This is a genomic window from Luteimonas aquatica (genome assembly GCF_022662575.1).
Classification (GTDB): Bacteria; Pseudomonadota; Gammaproteobacteria; order Xanthomonadales; family Xanthomonadaceae; genus Luteimonas; species Luteimonas aquatica.
In genome coordinates, this window is the sequence record NZ_JALBFU010000001.1 from 200,169 (window position 1) to 217,390 (window position 17,222).

The 17,222-nt window shown below is 70.4% G+C and carries 15 protein-coding genes; 5 read left to right on the forward strand and 10 right to left on the reverse strand.

All coding sequences use genetic code 11. From position 1 onward, the window contains the following. Window positions 1-3 precede the first annotated feature (3 nt). Window positions 4-795: an enoyl-CoA hydratase-related protein gene (locus MD221_RS00920; protein WP_242107091.1), complete on the reverse strand. Its 792-nt coding sequence runs from the start codon at window positions 793-795 to the stop codon at window positions 4-6. 127 nt (window positions 796-922) lie between these two features. Here MD221_RS00920 and MD221_RS00925 point away from each other — a divergent pair, with 127 nt between their 5' ends. Genes MD221_RS00925 through MD221_RS00935 form a run of 3 tightly spaced genes read left to right on the forward strand, consistent with a single transcriptional unit; the run spans window position 923 to window position 3,325 of the window. Continuing rightward, window positions 923-1,198, forward strand: coding sequence for a FeoA family protein (locus tag MD221_RS00925; protein ID WP_242107094.1), 276 nt, complete (start codon window positions 923-925; stop codon window positions 1,196-1,198). Next, window positions 1,195-3,060, forward strand: coding sequence for a ferrous iron transporter B (gene feoB / locus MD221_RS00930; protein ID WP_242107096.1), 1,866 nt, complete (start codon window positions 1,195-1,197; stop codon window positions 3,058-3,060). The genes MD221_RS00925 and feoB overlap by 4 nt, the downstream gene beginning before the upstream one ends. Window positions 3,061-3,070: 10 nt before the next feature. After that, window positions 3,071-3,325 (forward strand): DUF6587 family protein, encoded by a 255-nt coding sequence (locus tag MD221_RS00935; RefSeq protein ID WP_242107098.1) that lies wholly within the window; start codon window positions 3,071-3,073, stop codon window positions 3,323-3,325. A gap of 59 nt (window positions 3,326-3,384) precedes the next feature. Here MD221_RS00935 and MD221_RS00940 read toward each other — a convergent pair whose 3' ends face one another. Together MD221_RS00940 and MD221_RS00945 are read right to left on the reverse strand one after the other, a co-directional pair. After that, window positions 3,385-3,744 (reverse strand): hypothetical protein, encoded by a 360-nt coding sequence (locus MD221_RS00940; protein WP_242107100.1) that lies wholly within the window; start codon window positions 3,742-3,744, stop codon window positions 3,385-3,387. A gap of 10 nt (window positions 3,745-3,754) precedes the next feature. Beyond that, window positions 3,755-4,306 (reverse strand): bactofilin family protein, encoded by a 552-nt coding sequence (locus MD221_RS00945; RefSeq protein WP_242107102.1) that lies wholly within the window; start codon window positions 4,304-4,306, stop codon window positions 3,755-3,757. 302 nt (window positions 4,307-4,608) lie between these two features. Between MD221_RS00945 and MD221_RS00950 the strand changes: the two genes are divergently transcribed. Further along, entirely contained in the window at window positions 4,609-5,319 is a 711-nt protein-coding gene (locus MD221_RS00950) for an SDR family oxidoreductase (protein ID WP_242107104.1), read from the forward strand. Between the two features lie 21 nt (window positions 5,320-5,340). Here the strand turns inward: MD221_RS00950 and MD221_RS00955 are convergent, their stop codons facing one another. The 7 genes from MD221_RS00955 to MD221_RS00985 form a co-directional block, all read right to left on the reverse strand. Continuing rightward, the gene (locus MD221_RS00955) at window positions 5,341-6,948 is read right to left on the reverse strand and encodes a carboxyl transferase domain-containing protein (RefSeq protein WP_242107106.1); all 1,608 of its coding nucleotides are present in this window, start codon (window positions 6,946-6,948) and stop codon (window positions 5,341-5,343) included. A 155-nt stretch (window positions 6,949-7,103) separates the two neighbouring features. Further along, window positions 7,104-7,529, reverse strand: a complete 426-nt coding sequence (locus tag MD221_RS00960; protein WP_242107108.1) for a hypothetical protein — start codon at window positions 7,527-7,529, stop codon at window positions 7,104-7,106. A gap of 166 nt (window positions 7,530-7,695) precedes the next feature. Continuing rightward, on the reverse strand, window positions 7,696-8,055 hold the full coding sequence (locus MD221_RS00965; protein ID WP_242107110.1) for a hypothetical protein: 360 nt from the start codon (window positions 8,053-8,055) through the stop codon (window positions 7,696-7,698). Window positions 8,056-8,210: 155 nt separating this feature from the next. Next, complete coding sequence (locus MD221_RS00970) at window positions 8,211-9,386, reverse strand: thiolase family protein (RefSeq protein ID WP_242107113.1); 1,176 nt, start codon at window positions 9,384-9,386, stop codon at window positions 8,211-8,213. A 662-nt stretch (window positions 9,387-10,048) separates the two neighbouring features. Then, window positions 10,049-11,206, reverse strand: coding sequence for an isovaleryl-CoA dehydrogenase (locus MD221_RS00975; RefSeq protein WP_242107115.1), 1,158 nt, complete (start codon window positions 11,204-11,206; stop codon window positions 10,049-10,051). A 147-nt stretch (window positions 11,207-11,353) separates the two neighbouring features. Further along, entirely contained in the window at window positions 11,354-12,454 is a 1,101-nt protein-coding gene (locus MD221_RS00980) for a Glu/Leu/Phe/Val dehydrogenase dimerization domain-containing protein (RefSeq protein WP_242107117.1), read from the reverse strand. A 346-nt stretch (window positions 12,455-12,800) separates the two neighbouring features. Beyond that, window positions 12,801-14,669, reverse strand: a complete 1,869-nt coding sequence (locus tag MD221_RS00985; protein ID WP_242107120.1) for a beta-ketoacyl-[acyl-carrier-protein] synthase family protein — start codon at window positions 14,667-14,669, stop codon at window positions 12,801-12,803. 384 nt (window positions 14,670-15,053) lie between these two features. On the opposite strand from MD221_RS00985, the gene MD221_RS00990 reads away from it, so the two are divergent. Continuing rightward, window positions 15,054-17,132: a C1 family peptidase gene (locus MD221_RS00990; protein ID WP_242107122.1), complete on the forward strand. Its 2,079-nt coding sequence runs from the start codon at window positions 15,054-15,056 to the stop codon at window positions 17,130-17,132. The last annotated feature ends 90 nt before the right edge of the window (window positions 17,133-17,222 follow it).

The window sequence follows — 17,222 nt, forward strand, 5'->3', positions numbered from 1 at the left end:
CCGCTACTCCTTCGCGGCCCATGCGGGCGCGCGCTTGTCGAGGAAGGCGCCCAGGCCCTCCTGTCCCTCGGCGGAGACGCGCAGCCCGGCGATCAGCGCGGCATTGGCGGCGTCGACGGCATCGCGGTCGGTCTGCGCCGCGACCGAGCGCACCAGCGCCTTGGCCTGCGCCGAGGCCAGCGGCCCGGCCTTGAGCAGCAGCGCGATCTGCCGTTCGACCGCCGCATCCAGGGCGTCGGCCGCCGCCACCTCGTGCAGCAGGCCGATGGCCTGCGCGGTGCGCGCGTCGAAAATCTCGGCGGTGGCGAAATAGCGCCGCGACTGGCGCGCGCCGATGGCCGCGATGACGTAGGGCGAGATCACCGCCGGCAACAGGCCGAGCTTGCTCTCGGTGAGGCCGAACTTCGCCTCGGGCGTGCCGATGGCGATGTCGCAGCAGGCCACCAGCCCGACGCCGCCGCCGAAGGCCGCGCCGTGCACGCGGGCGATGGTCGGCTTGGGCAGTTCGTCCAGGGTGCGCATCAGGCGGGCGAGGGCGAGCGCGTCCTCGCGGTTCTCCGCCTCGCCGGCGGCGGCCATGCCGCGCATCCAGTTCAGGTCCGCGCCGGCCGAGAACGAGGCGCCGGCGCCTTCCAGCACCACCACGCGCACGGCGGCCTCGCCGGCCAGCCGTTCCAGCTCCGCGGTCAGCGCCGCGATCAGCGCCGCGTCGAAGGCGTTGTGCAGGTCCGGACGGTTCAGGCGCAGGCGGGCGACGGCGCCGGTGCGTTGCGAGAGCAGGGAGTCGAAGGCCATCGGCGGGACCGGAGGGAAAGGCGGAATGATAGCCGCTGCACCGTTGCGTTCCGGCCCGGCCCTGGTGTCGCGGGCGATCAGCTAATGTATAATTGAGAACAATTCCCATTCTGGTTCTGGTGTATCCGTGAGGCTGTCCGATTTGCCGCGACGCGCCAGCGCCACCGTCGAGAGCGTGGAGGACCAGATGCCTCACGATCCCATTGCCCGCCGCCTCCGCGAACTCGGCTTCGTGGCCGGGGAAACCGTGCAGCTGATGGCGCATGGGCCGCTCGGCGCCGAGCCGCTGCTGGTGCAGATCGGCTTCACCCGCTTCGCGCTGCGCCGCAAGGAGGCCGCGCGCGTGATCCTGAAGAACGGCGCGGCCGACGCGCCCGCCATCGCGCGCACGGTGGGCGAATGAGCACGGCCGCATCGCTGCGCCTGGCGCTGGTGGGCAATCCCAACTGCGGCAAGACCGCGCTGTTCAACCAGCTCACCGGCAGCCGCCAGAAGGTGGCCAACTACGCCGGCGTCACCGTCGAGCGCAAGGAGGGCCGCCTCACCGCGCCTTCGGGCCGCAGCTACGCGCTGCTCGACCTGCCCGGCGCCTACAGCCTGCAGCCGGCCAGCCTGGACGAGGCGATCACCCGCGACCTGTGCCGCGGCTTCTATCCTGGCGAGGCGGCGCCCGACGTGCTGGTGTGCGTCATCGACGCCACCAACCTGCGCCTGCACCTGCGCTTCGTGCTGGAAGTGCGCGAGCTCGGCCGTCCGATGGTGGTGGCGCTGAACATGGCCGACGTGGCCGCGCGCCGCGGCATCCGCATCGACCGCGAGGTACTGGAGGCTGAGCTCGGCGTGCCGGTGGTGGAGACCGTCGCGGTGCGGCGGCACGGCGCCAAGGCCCTGGTCGAACGCATCGAGTCCCTGGTCGAGGCCGGGCGCCTGACCGCGCCGTCGGTGGAACCGCCCGCGGACGAGAACGCCTATCACGAGGAAACGCGCCGCCTGCTCTCGCTCGCCGTGAGCATGCCGGCGCGCACCGCGCGCATCGACGACACGCTCGACCGCTGGCTGTTGCATCCGGTGTTCGGCCTGCTGGCGCTGATCGTGATCATGTTCCTGATCTTCCAGGCGGTATTCGCCTGGGCCACGCCGATGATGGACGCGATCGACGCCGGCACCGCCGCGCTGGGCGCCTGGGTCGGCAGCGTGCTGCCGGAAGGACCGCTCACCAGCCTGCTCACCGACGGCATCATCGCCGGCCTCGGCAGCGTGGTGGTGTTCCTGCCGCAGATCCTGATCCTGTTCGCCTTCATCCTCGCACTGGAGGAGTCGGGCTACCTGCCGCGCGCGGCCTTCCTGCTCGACCGCATGATGGCTTCGGCGGGCCTGTCCGGACGCTCCTTCATCCCGCTGCTGTCGAGCTTCGCCTGCGCCATCCCCGGCATCATGGCCACGCGCTCGATCCAGGATCCGCGCGACCGCATCGCCACGATTGTGGTCGCCCCGCTGATGACCTGTTCGGCGCGGCTGCCGGTCTATACGCTGCTGATCGGCGCGTTCATCCCGCAGCGCAGCGTCGGCGGCGTGTTCAACCTGCAGGGCCTGGTGCTGTTCGCGCTGTACATGGCCGGTATCCTCAGCGCGCTCGTGGTCTCGTTCGTGATGAAGAAGTGGCGCCGCGACAAGAGCGAGCATCCGCTGTTGCTGGAGTTGCCGTCCTACCGCATGCCGCATGCGCGCGACCTGCTCATTGGCCTGTACGAGCGTGCGGCGATCTTCCTCAAGCGCGTGGGCGGCATCATCCTCGCGCTGACCATCCTGTTATGGGTGTTGCTGAATTTCCCGGCCGCGCCCGCCAACGCCACGATGCCGGCCATCGATTACAGCCTGGCCGGTCGCATCGGTCACGCCATGGCCGCGGTGTTCGCACCAATCGGCTTCAACTGGCAGATTTGTATCGCGCTGATTCCTGGCTTGGCCGCGCGCGAGGTGGCCGTATCCTCGCTGGCCACGGTGTATGCCGTGGCCGCAGCCGACGATGCCGCTGCCGCCGATGCGCTCAGGCCGATCATCACCGACACTTGGTCGCTGGCCACCGCGCTGTCGCTGCTGGTCTGGTTCATCTACGCGCCGCAATGCCTGTCCACCTGGGCGACGATCAAGCGCGAGACCAATTCCTGGAAGACCATGGCGCTGACCGCCGGCTACCTGTTCGCGCTGGCCTACGTGGCCTCGCTGCTGACCTATCAGGTCGCCGTGGCCTTGGGCGGCGGTTGAGGTCGCGGCGATGACCGTCTCGCTGGCACTGCAATACCTGGTGATCGCGCTGGCCGCGCTGGTCAGCCTGTGGGTGGTGATGAAGAAGCAGTTCCCCAGCGCGACGCGACGCCTGCGGGTGGCCGTGGCGATGCCGCTGGTGCGCGAAGGGCGGCCCGGATGGCTGCGCACGCTGGGCCGACGGATCGCGCCGCCGATGTCGGGCGGCGGAAGCGGCGCCTGCGGCGGCTGCGACAGTTGCGGGCCGTCGGCGCGCGGAAAATAGCTGCGCAGGCGGCGGTCTCGTCCCGCCTCTCCGCGATCAACGCCGCCGAAGCGGCGCCGTCAATGGCGCCGCCCGGCCTTTCCGGCGGGCGCGAACATCTCCACCGCCAGCGAGAACGTCCGCTCGTCGTTCGGGTGCAGCGCGCCCACGCCGACGACGTGGCGCGAGACTTCCTCGCCGCGCTCGTCGCGCACCGTGACCACCACCTGGTATTCCCAGGAACCGCCGTCGGCAGGCTGGCGGATGACGCCCTCCACCTTGAGCGGGGAGGGCATCGGCTGCGCGAGCGGGGAATTGGGCGAATCGATGCGCAGGTAGTGCTTGCACGCGGGACAGATCGCCGCGCTTTCGAGGATGCGGGTCTTGCAGTGCGGGCAGGTGCGCGTGGCACCTGCCGTGCCCGGACGGGCGTTGCTCACGAATGCAAGCTCACTGGACCAGTGAGGGTTCTTCCGACTTCGCGGCGGAAGCCTTGCCATTGGCCTTGGCGCCGTCCTTTTCGCCCCAGCCGCATTCGACGTGGCCACGCACGCGCGCGCCGGAGGCGATGGTGAGCGAGCCGGCCTTGAGGTCGCCGACCAGCACCGAGGACGGCTGCAGCTCGACGTTCGACGCGGATTCGATGTTGCCTTCCAGCTCGCCCGCGACCACGACGCGCTTGGCGCGCACGCCGCCGTTGAGCTTGGCGCCGTTCTCGATGGTCAGGTCGCCCTGCACGTTCACGTCGCCCTTGAACTTGCCGGCGATGCGCACATGGCCGGTGCCTTCGATCTTGCCTTCGATGGTGAGGTCGGCGGCGATCACCGATTCCTTGGTTTCCGGCTGCGGGGCCGGGCGCGGCGCGGCCGGCTGCGGCTGCGGCGTGGGCACGCTGAAGTCGGCGACCGCGGGGGCGGCTTCGCGCACGGGCGGCGGCGAGGGCTCGCCGAAGGGCAGGGTGTCTTTCTTGGCGGGGGATTGCTGGTTGTTGAAGATGGCCATGACGCGACTTCCTCGAATCTTTAGGGGACTGGAATGGCGGGCGAACGGCGAGACTAGCACGCCATCACCCGCCGCAGGATGTGACGCCCCTCACCGAATAACGTCGTTGCTCAAGGGCTTGCGGGGCGATTACCAACCTGTACGCGAGGTTCGGCCATGATCGTGACGATGGCGTGGCAGTCATTCGCAGGCGGCATTCCCGGCCACGGACGCCGCGGATTGCTGATTTCCACCGAGGGCGTCGATGCCCGCGCCGGCGCTGGCTAGAATTCGCGGCATCTCCTCGAGGCGGCGAAAAAACCATGCGGGATCAACGGGTTGTCATCGTCGGCGGCAGTTCCGGCATGGGCTTGCGGGTGGCGCGCTCGGTGGTGGCGTCGGGCGGGCAGGTGGTGATCGGCGGGCGCGATCCGGAGCGGCTGGCGCAGGCGGCGGCGACGCTGGGCGAGCGCGCCCAGGCGCGGCGGATCGACAGCAGCGACAAGGCCTCCATCGCCGCCTTCTTCGAGGGCATCGGCCGCTTCGACCACCTGTTCACGCCGGGATCCTCGCAGTCCTCCGGGCGCATCGACGAGATCGACGACGACACCGCCGAGAGCCCGTTCCGCTCCAAGTTCTGGGGCCAGTACTACGCGGTCAAGCACGCGCTGCCGCACCTGGCGAAGACCGGTTCCATCGTGCTGATGTCCGGCGCCTACAGCCAGCGGCCGCTGGCCGGCTCGGCCACCTACGTCGCCTGCAACAGCGCCATCGAAGGCCTGGCGCGCGCGCTGGCGGTGGAACTGGCGCCGATCCGCGTCAACGCGATCTCGCCGGGCACCATCGACACCGAACTGTGGCAGACCCGGCTCAGGCACAAGCGCGAACAGGCCCACGCCCACTACGCGGCGATGGCGGCGCTGGGTCGCGTGGGCACCGTCGACGAGGCCGCCGACGCCGTGCTGTTCCTGATGCGCAACACCTACACCACCGGCAGCACGCTGTTCACCGACGGCGGCTATACCCTGCGCTGAGCTTCGCGCGCCGCTTCGGCATCACATCCGGAACACGCCGAAGCGCGCCGGCTCGATCGGCGCGTTGAGCGAGGCCGAGATCGCCAGGCCCAGCACGCGGCGGGTGTCGGCCGGGTCGATGATGCCGTCGTCCCACAGGCGCGCGGTGGCGTAATAGGGGTTGCCCTGCGTCTCGTACTGGGCGCGGATCGGCGCCTTGAACCGGTCTTCCTCATCGGCCGACCAGCTGCCGCCCTTGGCCTCGATGCCGTCGCGCCGCACCGTGGCCAGCACGCTCGCGGCCTGCTCGCCGCCCATCACGCTGATGCGCGCGTTCGGCCACATCCACAGGAACCTTGCGCCATAAGCCCTGCCGCACATGGCGTAGTTGCCGGCGCCGAAGCTGCCGCCGATCACCACGGTGAACTTCGGCACGCTCGAGCAGGCCACGGCGGTGACCATCTTGGCCCCGTCCTTGGCGATGCCGGCGTTCTCGTATTTCTTGCCGACCATGAAGCCGGTGATGTTCTGCAGGAACACCAGCGGGATGCCGCGCTGGTTGCACAGCTCGATGAAGTGCGCGCCCTTGAGCGCGGACTCGGAGAACAGGATGCCGTTGTTGGCGACGATGCCGACCGGATAGCCGTGCAGGTGCGCGAAGCCGGTGACCAGGGTCTTGCCGTATCGCGCCTTGAACTCGTCGAAGTCGCTGCCGTCGACCAGGCGCGCGATCACCTCGCGGATGTCGAACGGGCGCCGGGTGTCCTTGGGCACGATGCCGTACAGCTCCTCGCCCGGGTAGAGCGGCTCGCGCGCCTCGCGCACGGCCACCGGCAGCGTCTTGCGCCGGTTGAGGTTGCCGACCAGGCCGCGCGCGATCTGCAGCGCATGGCGATCGTCCTCGGCGAAATGGTCGGCCACGCCGGAGACCGAGGTATGCACGTCGGCGCCGCCGAGCGCCTCGGCGTCGACCACCTCGCCGGTGGCCGCCTTCACCAGCGGCGGACCGCCGAGGAAGATCGTGCCCTGTTCCTTGACGATGATCGACTCGTCGCACATCGCCGGCACGTAGGCGCCGCCGGCGGTGCAGCTTCCCATGACCACGGCGATCTGCGGGATGTTCTCCGCCGACAGGCGCGCCTGGTTGTAGAAGATGCGGCCGAAGTGCTCGCGGTCCGGGAACACCTCGTCCTGCAGCGGCAGGAAGGCGCCGCCCGAGTCGACCAGGTACACGCAGGGCAGACGGTTCTCGCGGGCGATCTCCTGCGCGCGCAGATGCTTCTTCACCGTCATCGGGAAATAGGTGCCGCCCTTGACGGTGGCGTCGTTGGCGACGATCACCACTTCCTGTCCCATCACCCGGCCGATGCCGCAGACCATGCCGGCGGCCGGCGCGGCGTCCTCGTACATGCCCTCGGCGGCGAGCGGGGCGATCTCCAGGAACGGCGAACCCGGGTCGAGCAGGGCGGTGACGCGGTCGCGCGCGAGCAGCTTGCCGCGTTCGGTGTGCTTAGTGCGCGCCTTCTCGCCGCCGCCGTCGGCGGCACGCGCCAGGCGCGCCTCCAGCTCCTGCGCCAGCGCGCGATGGTAGGCGGCGTTGTCGGCGAAGTCCTGCGAGCGCGGGTCGAGTTGCGAAATCAGTGCAGGCATGTCGAAAGCGGTGTCGGCGGTCGGGCAAGGATAGAGGAACGCGTGCGCCGACGTGAGGGGCGGGCGCCGCGCCCGTGCCGGCGACGCGCGCGCGGCGATTGCCGCGGGCACAAAAAAGCCCGCTTGCGCGGGCTTCTTTGCATCGTCGGGGACGATTACTTCTTGGCGGCCTCTTCGACCTTCTCGGCGCCTTCCTTCACGGCGCCGGCGGCAGCGGCCGTGGCGTCCTTGGCGGCGTCCTTGGCGTCGGCGGCGGCGTCCTTGGCGGCGTCGGCAGCCTGGGTGGCGGCGTCGCCGGCGGCGTTGGCAGCGTCGGCGGTGGTCGCGGCGGCGGCGTCGCCCGCGGCGGCGGCGGCATCGCCGGCGGCGTTGGCGGCAGCGGCGGTGGCGTCGGCGGCCTGGCCGGCGGCATCGGCCGTGGCGTTGGCGGCGTCGGCGGTGGCGTCGGCGGCCTGCTGGGCGGCGTCGGCGGTGGCGTCGGCAGCCTGGTTGGCGGCGTCGGCGGCGCTGTCAGCCTGCTTCTGGCAGGCCGAGACGGCCAGGACGCTGGCGGCGAGCAGAACGAGGAACTTGGTGTTCATGGAGCACTCCGTAATCGAGGTGATGTTGCGTTGATGGAAAAAGTGGTTCTTACACTTGTTTGTAGCACACAGCGGTAAAGCTAAGCCGGCAAGCGTCCGTCACAACAGAAAAAGTCGCCGGCGAACCAGCGACTTCTTCTTTGCAGCTTGGATTGTAGCTCCGGAATTACTGCTTCGGAGCCTCGTCCTTCGCGGCTTCCTGGGCGGCGTCCTTCGCCTGCTCGGCGGTGTCGGCAGCCTTGTCAGCCGTGTCGGCGGCGGCGTCGGCCGCAGCGTCGGTGGCGGCGGCGGCGGTGTCGCCAGCAGCCTGACCGGCGGTCGCGGCGGCGTCGGCAGCCGTGTCGGCAGCCTGCTGAGCGGCATCGGCCGTGGCGTCGCCAGCGGCGGCGGCCTGGTCGGCGGCGGTCTGAGCATCAGCGGCCGCATCGGCGGCGTCGGCAGCCGAGTTCTCGGCCTGCTTCTGGTTGCTGCATGCAGCCAGGGCGAAACCCAGAGCCAGGGCCAGCAGCGCCTTGTTGATCGTCATGTCAATCTTCCTCGTCGTTAAAGTTTGGCAACGCGCATAAATGCGCGCGATGCCATGATGACAAGCCCGTTTCGGCTGTCAAGCGGTTGATCGGGTTTTTTTGTAAAGAAGTTATTAAGCCTCGGCAACCGTTCAAGTTGCCGTTCCAGGCCGGTTTAGACCAGTTCCACCGCGATGGCGGTGGCTTCTCCGCCGCCGATGCACAGCGATGCCACACCGCGCTTGCCGCCGCGGTCGCGCAGGGCATGCAGCAGGGTCACCACCAAGCGCGCGCCGCTGGCGCCGATCGGATGGCCGAGCGCGCAGGCACCGCCGTTGACGTTGAGCTTGTCGTGGGAGATGCCCAGGTCCTTCATCGGCGCCATGGCCACGCAGGCGAACGCCTCGTTGACCTCGAACAGGTCGACGTCCCCGACTTTCCAGCCGGCTTTCTCGAGCACGTTTGAAATCGCTTTCACCGGCGCGGTGGTGAACCACTCTGGCGCCTGCGCGTGGCCGGCATGGGCGACGATGCGGGCCAGCGGCGTCAGGCCGCGCCTGGCCGCTTCGTCGGCCGACATCAGCACGGTGGCGGCGGCGCCGTCGGAAATCTTCGAGGACGAGGCGGCGGTGATCACGCCGTCCTTGGCGAAGGCCGGGCGCAACGTCGGGATCTTGGCGGTGTCGATCTTGCCCGGCTCCTCGTCGCTGTCGACCACCACCTCGCCCTTGCGGCCCTTGACCGTCACCGGGACGATCTCGGCGGCGAACTTGCCGTTCTTCTGCGCGGCCTGGGCGCGCAGCGCACTCTCGGCGGAGAAGGCGTCCAGCGCCTCGCGGGTAAAGCCGTACTGGCTGCAGGTGGCATCGCCGAACACGCCCATCGCCTTGCCGTCGTAGGGATTGGTCAGGCCGTCCCAGGCCATGTGGTCGAGCAGTTCGCCGCTGCCGTAGCGGATGCCGGTGCGCGAGCCGTTGAGCAGGTGCGGGGCATTGGTCATCGACTCCATGCCGCCGGCGACCACCACCGTGGCCGAGCCGGCCTTGATCAGGTCGCTGGCCAGCATGATCGCCTTCATGCCCGAGCCGCACACCTTATTGATGGTGGTGCAGCCGGTCGCGTCGGGGATCCCGGCCGCGCGCGAGGCCTGGCGGGCGGGGGCCTGGCCGAGGCCGGCCGGCAGCACGCAGCCCATGATCACCTCGTCGATCTGGTCCGGCGCCACGCCGGCGTGGTCGAGCGCGCCGTTGATGGCGGCCGCGCCCAGGGTCGGCGTCGGAACGCCCGTGAACTGGCCGAGGAAGGAGCCGATGCCGGTGCGCTTGGCGCCGACGATGACGATATCGCTCATGGGGAACTCCGGTAGACGGGCCTGTGGGGGCGCCGGAAAGGCTGAATTATGCGACTCGTGCTGCGCTGCGGCAAATCCGGCCGGGGAGCGGATGCGCGCCTCTCGCGCCGGCGGGAGAGGGGCTGGGGGTGAGGGGGGAAGGCCCGGTCCGGGCATTCCTGGCCGGGCGCTCGTCTAAGCACGACTCGCTTGTGGCGGGTGGCTTCGAATGGCGGTGTGGTGGCCGTCCATGGCGGTGCTAGGGCGGCTTCGGAACGTCCGGCCCGGCCATCCGTGGCCGGGCGCTCGCCTGAGCACGATCCGCATGTGGCGGGTGGCTTCGAATGGCGGTGCGTTTGCCGTCCATGGCGGTGCTGACAGGCTTCGGAACGTCCGGCCCGGCCATCCGTGGCCGGGCGCTCGCCTGAGCACGATCCGCTTGTGGCGGGTGGCTTCGAATGGCGGTGCGTTTGCCGTCCATGGCGGTGCTGACAGGCTTCGGAACGTCCGGCCCGGCCATCCGTGGCCGGGCGCTCGCCTGAGCACGATCCGCGTGTGGCGGGTGGCTTCGAATGGCGGTGCGTGTGCCGTCCATGGCGGTGCTGACAGGCTTCGGAACGTCCGGCCCGGCCATCCGTGGCCGGGCGCTCGCCTAAGCAAGCCCCGCTTGTGGCGGGGCTTGCTTAGGCTCGCCCCTCGAACAGTTCGCGTCCGATCAGCATGCGGCGGATCTCGTTGGTGCCCGCGCCGATGGCGTAGAGCTTGGCGTCGCGCAGGATGCGCCCGGTCGGGTATTCGTTGATGTAGCCGTTGCCGCCGAGGGTCTGGATCGCTTCCAGCCCGACCTGCACCGCGGCGTCGGAGGCGTGCAGCAGGCAGGCGGCCGCGTCCACGCGCGACTTGTGGCCGGCATCGTAGTCGCGCGCCACCTGGTAGGCGAAGGCGCGGCTGGACTGCAGGGCGGTGTACATGTCGGCGATCTTGGCCTGCATGATGCCGAAGGTGCCGATGGCGGCGTTGAACTGCTTGCGCTCGCGCACGTAGGGCAGGGCGATGTCCAGCGCCGCCTGCATCAGGCCGAGCGGGCCGCCGGTCAGCACCAGGCGCTCGGTGTTCAGGCCGCGCATCAGCACCTTGACGCCCTGATGGACCTCGCCGAGCACGTTCTCGGCCGGGATCTCGCAGTTCTCGAACACCAGCTCGCAGGTGTTGGAGCCGCGCATGCCGAGCTTGTCCAGCTTCTGCGCGGTGGAGAAGCCCTTCATGCCCTTCTCGACCAGGAACGCGGTCATGCAGCGGCTTCCCGCGTCCTTGCCGGCGGTGCGCATGTACACGATCAGCACGTCGGCCTCGGGGCCGTTGGTGATCCACATCTTGTTGCCGTTGGCCACCCACACGCCGTCGCGCAGCTCGGCGCGGCAGCTCATCGAGCCGACCACGTCCGAGCCGGCGCCCGGTTCGCTCATCGCCAGCGCGCCCTTCCACTCGCCGCTGCACAGCCTGGGCAGGTACTTCTCGCGCTGCGCCTGGCTGGCGTTGGCATGCAGGTTGGACACGCACAGGTTGGAGTGGGCGCCGTAGGACAGGCCGACCGAGCCGGAGGCGCGCGAGATTTCCTCCATCGCCACCAGGTGGGCGAGGTAGCCCATGTCGCTGCCGCCGAACTCGCCCGGCACGGTCATGCCGAGCAGGCCCATCTCGCCGAGCTTGGGCCACAGGTCCTGGGGGAAGGCGTTGTCGTGGTCGATCTGCGCCGCGCGCGGGGCGATTTCCGCGTCCGCGAAACGGCGGATGGCTTCACGCAGGGCATCGAGCTCTTCACCGAGTGGGAACGGACGCATCACGACCTCTTGTACTCATCGGAGTCATGGCCCCCTTTGGCGAAGGGGCGCCGCGGCAGCGGCGGGGAATAGGAAGCACAGGCGGCCCCCAAGGTGTGTGCGACAAACCTTGGGGGCCGATCCGGGCATCGCCCGGATCGACGCCGGTCAGTGGTTGCGGATCCGGCCCTTGAAGCGCGGGGTGTTGCGGCCCATCGGCAGCTTGAGCTTGCCGATGGCGGCGATGCGCTCCTCGGCGAGGCGGTCGGCGGCCATATAGGTGGGGATGCCGTCGCGCTCGGAGATTTCGTAGATGCGCGTCAGGTTGTGGTAGATCGTGCGCATCATGCGCATGGCGCGCTCGCGGTTGTAGCCGTCCAGCTCCAGCGCCACGTTCATCACGCCGCCGGCATTGACCGCGTAGTCGGGGGCGTAGAGGATGCCGCGCTTGACCACTTCGTCGCCGATGGCGTTGTTGGCCAGCTGGTTGTTGGCCGCGCCGCAGATGATCTTGGCCTTCAGGCGGGGCAGGGTGTGCTCGTTGACGGTGCCGCCCAGCGCGCAGGGCGAATAGACGTCGGCGTTGACGTCGTAGATCTCCTCCGCGCCCACGGCCTCGGCGCCGTACTCGCTGACCGCCTTGTCGATCAGCTGCTTGTTGATGTCGGTGACGAAGATCTTGGCGCCGCGCTCCTTGAGCAGCTTCACGAACTCCATGCCGACGTGGCCCAGGCCCTGCACGGCGTAGCTGTACTTGCCCACTTCCTCGTCGCCGAACTTGCGGTTGAGCGTGGCCATCAGGCCCTGCAGCGTGCCGTAGGCGGTGAACGGCGAGGGGTCGCCCGAGCCGCCGTGGACCTGGTGCACGCCGGTGACGTACTCGGTCTCGCGGAACACGTATTCCATGTCGTTGACGTCGATGCCTACGTCCTCGGCGGTGATGTAGCGGCCGCCCAGCGACTCCACGAACTGGCCGAAGGCGCGGAACAGCGCCTCGGACTTGTCGGCCGCGGGGTCGCCGATGATCACCGCCTTGCCGCCGCCGATGTTCAGGCCGGCCACCGCGTTCTTGTAGGTCATGCCGCGCGAGAGGCGCAGCACGTCGTTGAGCGCTTCCTGCTCGGTCTTGTACGGCCACATGCGCGTGCCACCCAGGGCCGGTCCGAGCACGGTGTTGTGGATCGCGATGATGGCCTTCAGGCCCGCGTCCTTGTTGTGGCAGAACACGACCTGCTCGTGGCCGTAGGTGTCGAGGTGTTCGAAGATCATCGAAAAACTCCGTGCATGGCACCGGATCCGCGCGGGCGGGCGGTGCTGGCGATGTAAGGTGTATGTGGTAAGTGATTGAATCGGCAGGTATCGAGGCGCGGCGCGCAACGGGGCCGGCGTCGAAGGCGCGGTATTTTACGCGTCCCTTCCGGCAAAAGCCCGTACAGCGCAGTAGGGCGGCCCAGGACGCGTTCGCGGCCGTGCGCGGGCGCGTGTCGCCGGGGGATGCGAGACGCGCGGGCGACGGGGTGCCCGCGCGCAGGCGTGGGCACGGCAAGGAAAAGGCGGCCATGGGCCGCCTCGTCGGCATCCGGCCGCGACGCGCGCGGCCGGTCCGGGCGGGCGCTCAGTCGGCGCCCTGCCAGTGGTGGCGCTCGGCCATCGCCAGCGCCAGCCGCGGGCCGCGGCGGTACATGCGCTCGCGCCGCTCGCGCTCGGCGCGCAGCTGCGGCCAGCGTTCGAGGTAGGCGGACAGCACCTGCGGGTCGATCGCGTAGCGCGCGAAGGCCTCGGCATGCGCCGAGCGCAGCGCGATCGCGCCGTTGTAGCCGCCGAAGCCCTGGGTGGCGCACAGCGCGCCGCCGTCGGCGCTGCCGGCCACGGGCGCCGCCTGCAGCGTGAAGGCCTCCGCCACCGATTCCAGTTCCGGATCCAGGCGGCGCAGCGTCGGCACGCCCGGCGCGGGACGTCCCAGCACGTACTGCAGCGCCTGCGAGATCGCCTTCAGCCCGGTCTCGCCCATGGTGTGCGCATCGCCCAGAGCCTTGGGCGTGCCCACGGCCATCGGCGGCAACGGCCCCTGGAAGCCCTGGCGCTCGGCCGCGCCGGCGCGGCCGGCGGCGGCGGTGGTGAGATCGGTCTTGGAATTGGTGCGCGTGCCGGTGGCGTGCGCGACCAGATATTCGAAGTCGGCGATGCCGTAGCCGTGCGCGCGGTAGGCCATGTCGAGCGCGTGCACCACCGCGTTCTCGCCGCCGAAGCCCACGCCGGCGAAATGCGCCTTGCCGCCGGCCTCGCCGCTCTGGCCCCAGCCGACGACGATCGAGGTGATGTCGAGGAAATTGCGCAGCGCGAAGTCCAGCGTGGTCACCAGCACGCCCGAGCCGCCGTGGCCGACCACGGTGCCGTTGGCGTCGATGTCGAACGGCGCCAGCGAATGCGCGACCGCGCGCTGCTCATCGGGCGCGCGGCCGGCGTTGATCGCCTCGAGCTTCTCGCTGGTCATCAGCGCGCCGCCGCCGAAGGCGTCGAGGATGCCGAAGCGCGGCTGCAGCGCGGCGTCGGCCGCGCACAGCAGCGCCATCTTCGGACGCACGAAGCCCGGGTAGTCGAACAGCAGCTGCGGGGCGATGTCGCTGAAGGCGATCAGGCTGGAGGCGCAGGCGCCGACCGCGGTCAGCGGGGTCTGCGGCACGCGCTGGTAGCCCGGGTCGTCGGAATGCAGCGAATCGCGCAGCGCCGGATTCTTCAGGGTGCGGCTCAGGCTGTAGGAGGGCGCCAGCATGGTCGACACCAGCGCCGGCCCGTGCGAGCCGAGCGAGGTGGCCAGGCGCACCGCGAACTTGTCGCGCGGCTCGCCGCCCGGCGGCGGCGGCGCGTCGGGCCGCAGCCACTGCGCCAGCGCGTCCAGGCCGCCGAAGGCCGTGGCCGAGGCGACGCGGAACTCGTAGGGGCGCGGCAGCAGTTCCGACAGCGGTGCCGGCAGGCCGGCCAGCGCGCCGAGGGCGCCGTAGACGAACAGCTGCGCCTGCAGCGAGGGGCCGAGCAGCGCCTCGTCCTGGAACAGGCCGTACATGTCCTTCAACTCCGACTCGCGCACGTCGGCGTAGCGCAGGCCGGCCAGCCGGCGCAGGCCGCCGGTCTCGAAATCGTGCGGCAGCGGGGCGGCGATGTCGGTGACGGTCTGGTTGGGGGCCAGCAGGCCCGGATCGATGCGGCGGATGCCGAGCGCCGCGCGCAGCTGCGCGCCGTGGCGGGCCTCGATCTCGGCGGTCGTGGCCGGCTGGCCGGCCTGCTCGCCGCCGGTCCAGCGCATGGCCGGCAGCGCTTCCTCGCCGGTGTCGTCCTCGAACGCGACCAGGCCGGCGTCGAAGGCGGCCAGCGCGATGAAGTTGGCGTCGCCGCGCACCAGCGCCTGGTAGGTCTCGGTGCTGCCCACCGCCGACATCGTGCACGGCGTGCCGACCGTGACCAGGACCTGATCGGCGCTCAGCATGGGCGCGATTCCCGTGAAGGGACGGGGTGTCGTGCGCCGTTGGCGGCGCGGGCGTGCATCTGTGATCCGTGCATCTGTGATCGTGATCCGGAAGTGGGGAACCGCCGGGCGGCCGGTCGTGGCCGCGGGGCGGGCGCATAAGGTTAATGCTTTGCGGGCGGATTGGCGCCTGCGCCGTGCCCGGGCGGGCCGCGGCGCGGGCCCGCGCATGCCCGGGCGCATTGCCATCGCCGTCGCTTCCGGCGAGATGGCGCGCTGGCATGCTGGGCGCATGTCGCCGGCGCCCGGCGCGATCTGAGCAGCATCGCATTGAACCCCGTCTCTGAATTGAACCCCATCTCTGAATCGAACCAGGTTCCCGAACACTTCCCCCCGGAGGATGGCATGGCTACGAAGAAGGCACCGCAGACCCCGCCCGCGCGCGCGCGCCTGCTCGACGCGCGCCCGGACACCGCGGATTTCCGCGACCGCATGTTCGAGCCCACCCTGGTCGACGTGCCGGTGCGCGTGCCGCTGGAGCGGCATCTGGCGCTGAAGGTGCCGGTGCTGAACCAGGGCGAGGAGGGCGCATGCACCGCCTTCGGCCTGGCCACCATCGCGCATACCCTGCTGCGCACACGCGGCTCGGGTGCCGACACCGAGCAGGTGAGCACGCGCATGTTCTACGACATGGCGCGCCGCAACGACGAATGGCGCGGCGAGGCCTATTCGGGCTCCAGCTGCCGCGGCGCGATGAAGGGCTGGCATCGCCATGGGGTCTGCGCCGAGGCGCTGTGGCCGTACAAGCCCGGCGAGAAGCCCGAGCCCTACACCGACGAGCGCGCCAAGGACGCGCTCAAGCGCCCGCTCGGCGCCTACTTCCGCGTCAACCACAAGGACCTGGTGGCCATGCACGCCGCCTTCGCCGAGGTCGGCGTGCTGTACGCCTCGGCCTCGGTGCACGAGGGCTGGTTCGATCCGCCGGCCAGCGGCCGGATCGAGTGGCGCGGCCAGGACGTGGCCGGCGGCCACGCCTTCGCCATCGTCGGCTACGACGAGACCGGCTTCTGGATCCAGAACTCCTGGGGCGCCGGCTGGGGCCGCCGCGGTTTCGGCCACGTCGGCTACGACGAATGGCTGCAGTACGGCGACGACGTCTGGGTCGGGCGCCTGGCCGCGCCGGTGCGGCTGCAGCGCGCGCAGTCGGCGGCGGTGAGCATCTCGGCGCTGGGACGGCAGTCGGCCGGCTATGCGCAGGCCGACCTGCGCGGGCATATCGTCAGTCTCGGCAACAACGGCCGGCTGCGCGAGAGCGGGCGCTTCGGCACCGGCGTGGAGGACGTGCGCAACCTGGTCCGCCACGACATGCGCAAGGCCATGCAGGACTGGAAGAAGAAGCGCGTGCTGCTCTACGCGCATGGCGGCCTGGTGCCCGAGGATTCGGCGATCCAGCGCGTGGCCGACTACCGCGACGCCTTCCTGCGCCAGGAAATCTATCCGCTCTGCTTCGTCTGGAAGAGCGACCTGTGGACCACCCTGGGCAACATCCTGCGCGACAGCGCCCGCCCGCGCACCGAGGGCGGGATCGAGCGCGCGCGCGACCTGCTGCTCGACCGGCTCGACGACACCCTCGAACCGCTGGCGCGCCTGGCCGGCGGCAAGGCGCTGTGGGACGAGATGAAGGAGAACGCGCTGCTCGCCACCACCGCCGTGCAGCGCAACGCCGACGGCGGCATCCAGGAGGCCGGCGGCGCGGCGCAGGTGGCGCGGCTGCTGCACGAGTGGATGCAGGAGGACGCCTCGGTGGAGCTGCACGTGGCCGCGCACAGCGGCGGCTCGATCCTGATGGCGCCGCTGGTGCAGCTGCTCACCTCCGAGGGGCAGGTGATCGGCGGCCCGGCGCACGGCATGCAGGGCATGGGCGCGAAGATCGACAGCCTCAATCTGTGGGCGCCGGCGATCACCATGGAGATGTTCCTGATGACCTACGCGCCGGCGCTGGAGGCCGGCCGCATCGACCGCGCCGGCCTGTTCACCCTCACCGACAAGGCCGAGAACGACGACCAGTGCGCGCGCATCTACAACAAGTCGCTGCTGTACCTGGTGGCGCACGCGTTCGAATCGCAGCCGCGCAGCTGGATCGACCGCCGCCTGAGCCAGGGCACGCCGCTCGCCGGCATGGCGCGCTTCCTTGCCGCGCGCGGTATCGAGGACCAGGCCTTCGGCTTCGAGCGCGTGCACAAGCTGCTGCGCTCCGGGCGCCTGGACTGGGTGCAGTCGCCCACCTCGGACCGGCCGCCCGGCTCGGCGCTGGCCGCCAACGCCACCACGCACGGCGGCTTCGACGACGACCGCGCCACGCTGGAGGCCACCGCCGCGCGCATCCTGGGCAGGAAGCAGGCGGCCGAACCCTTCAGCATCCACCGCTCCGAGGCCGGTCTGCGCGAACGCTGCCTGGAACTGCTCAGCGCGCTGGATACCTAGGGCCCGCGTCGGCCAGCGGGCGGGCGCGGGACGCCGACGCGCGCCAGGCCGTCGCCGTCCCGGCCGGCATGCTGCGCGATGCCGGCCGGG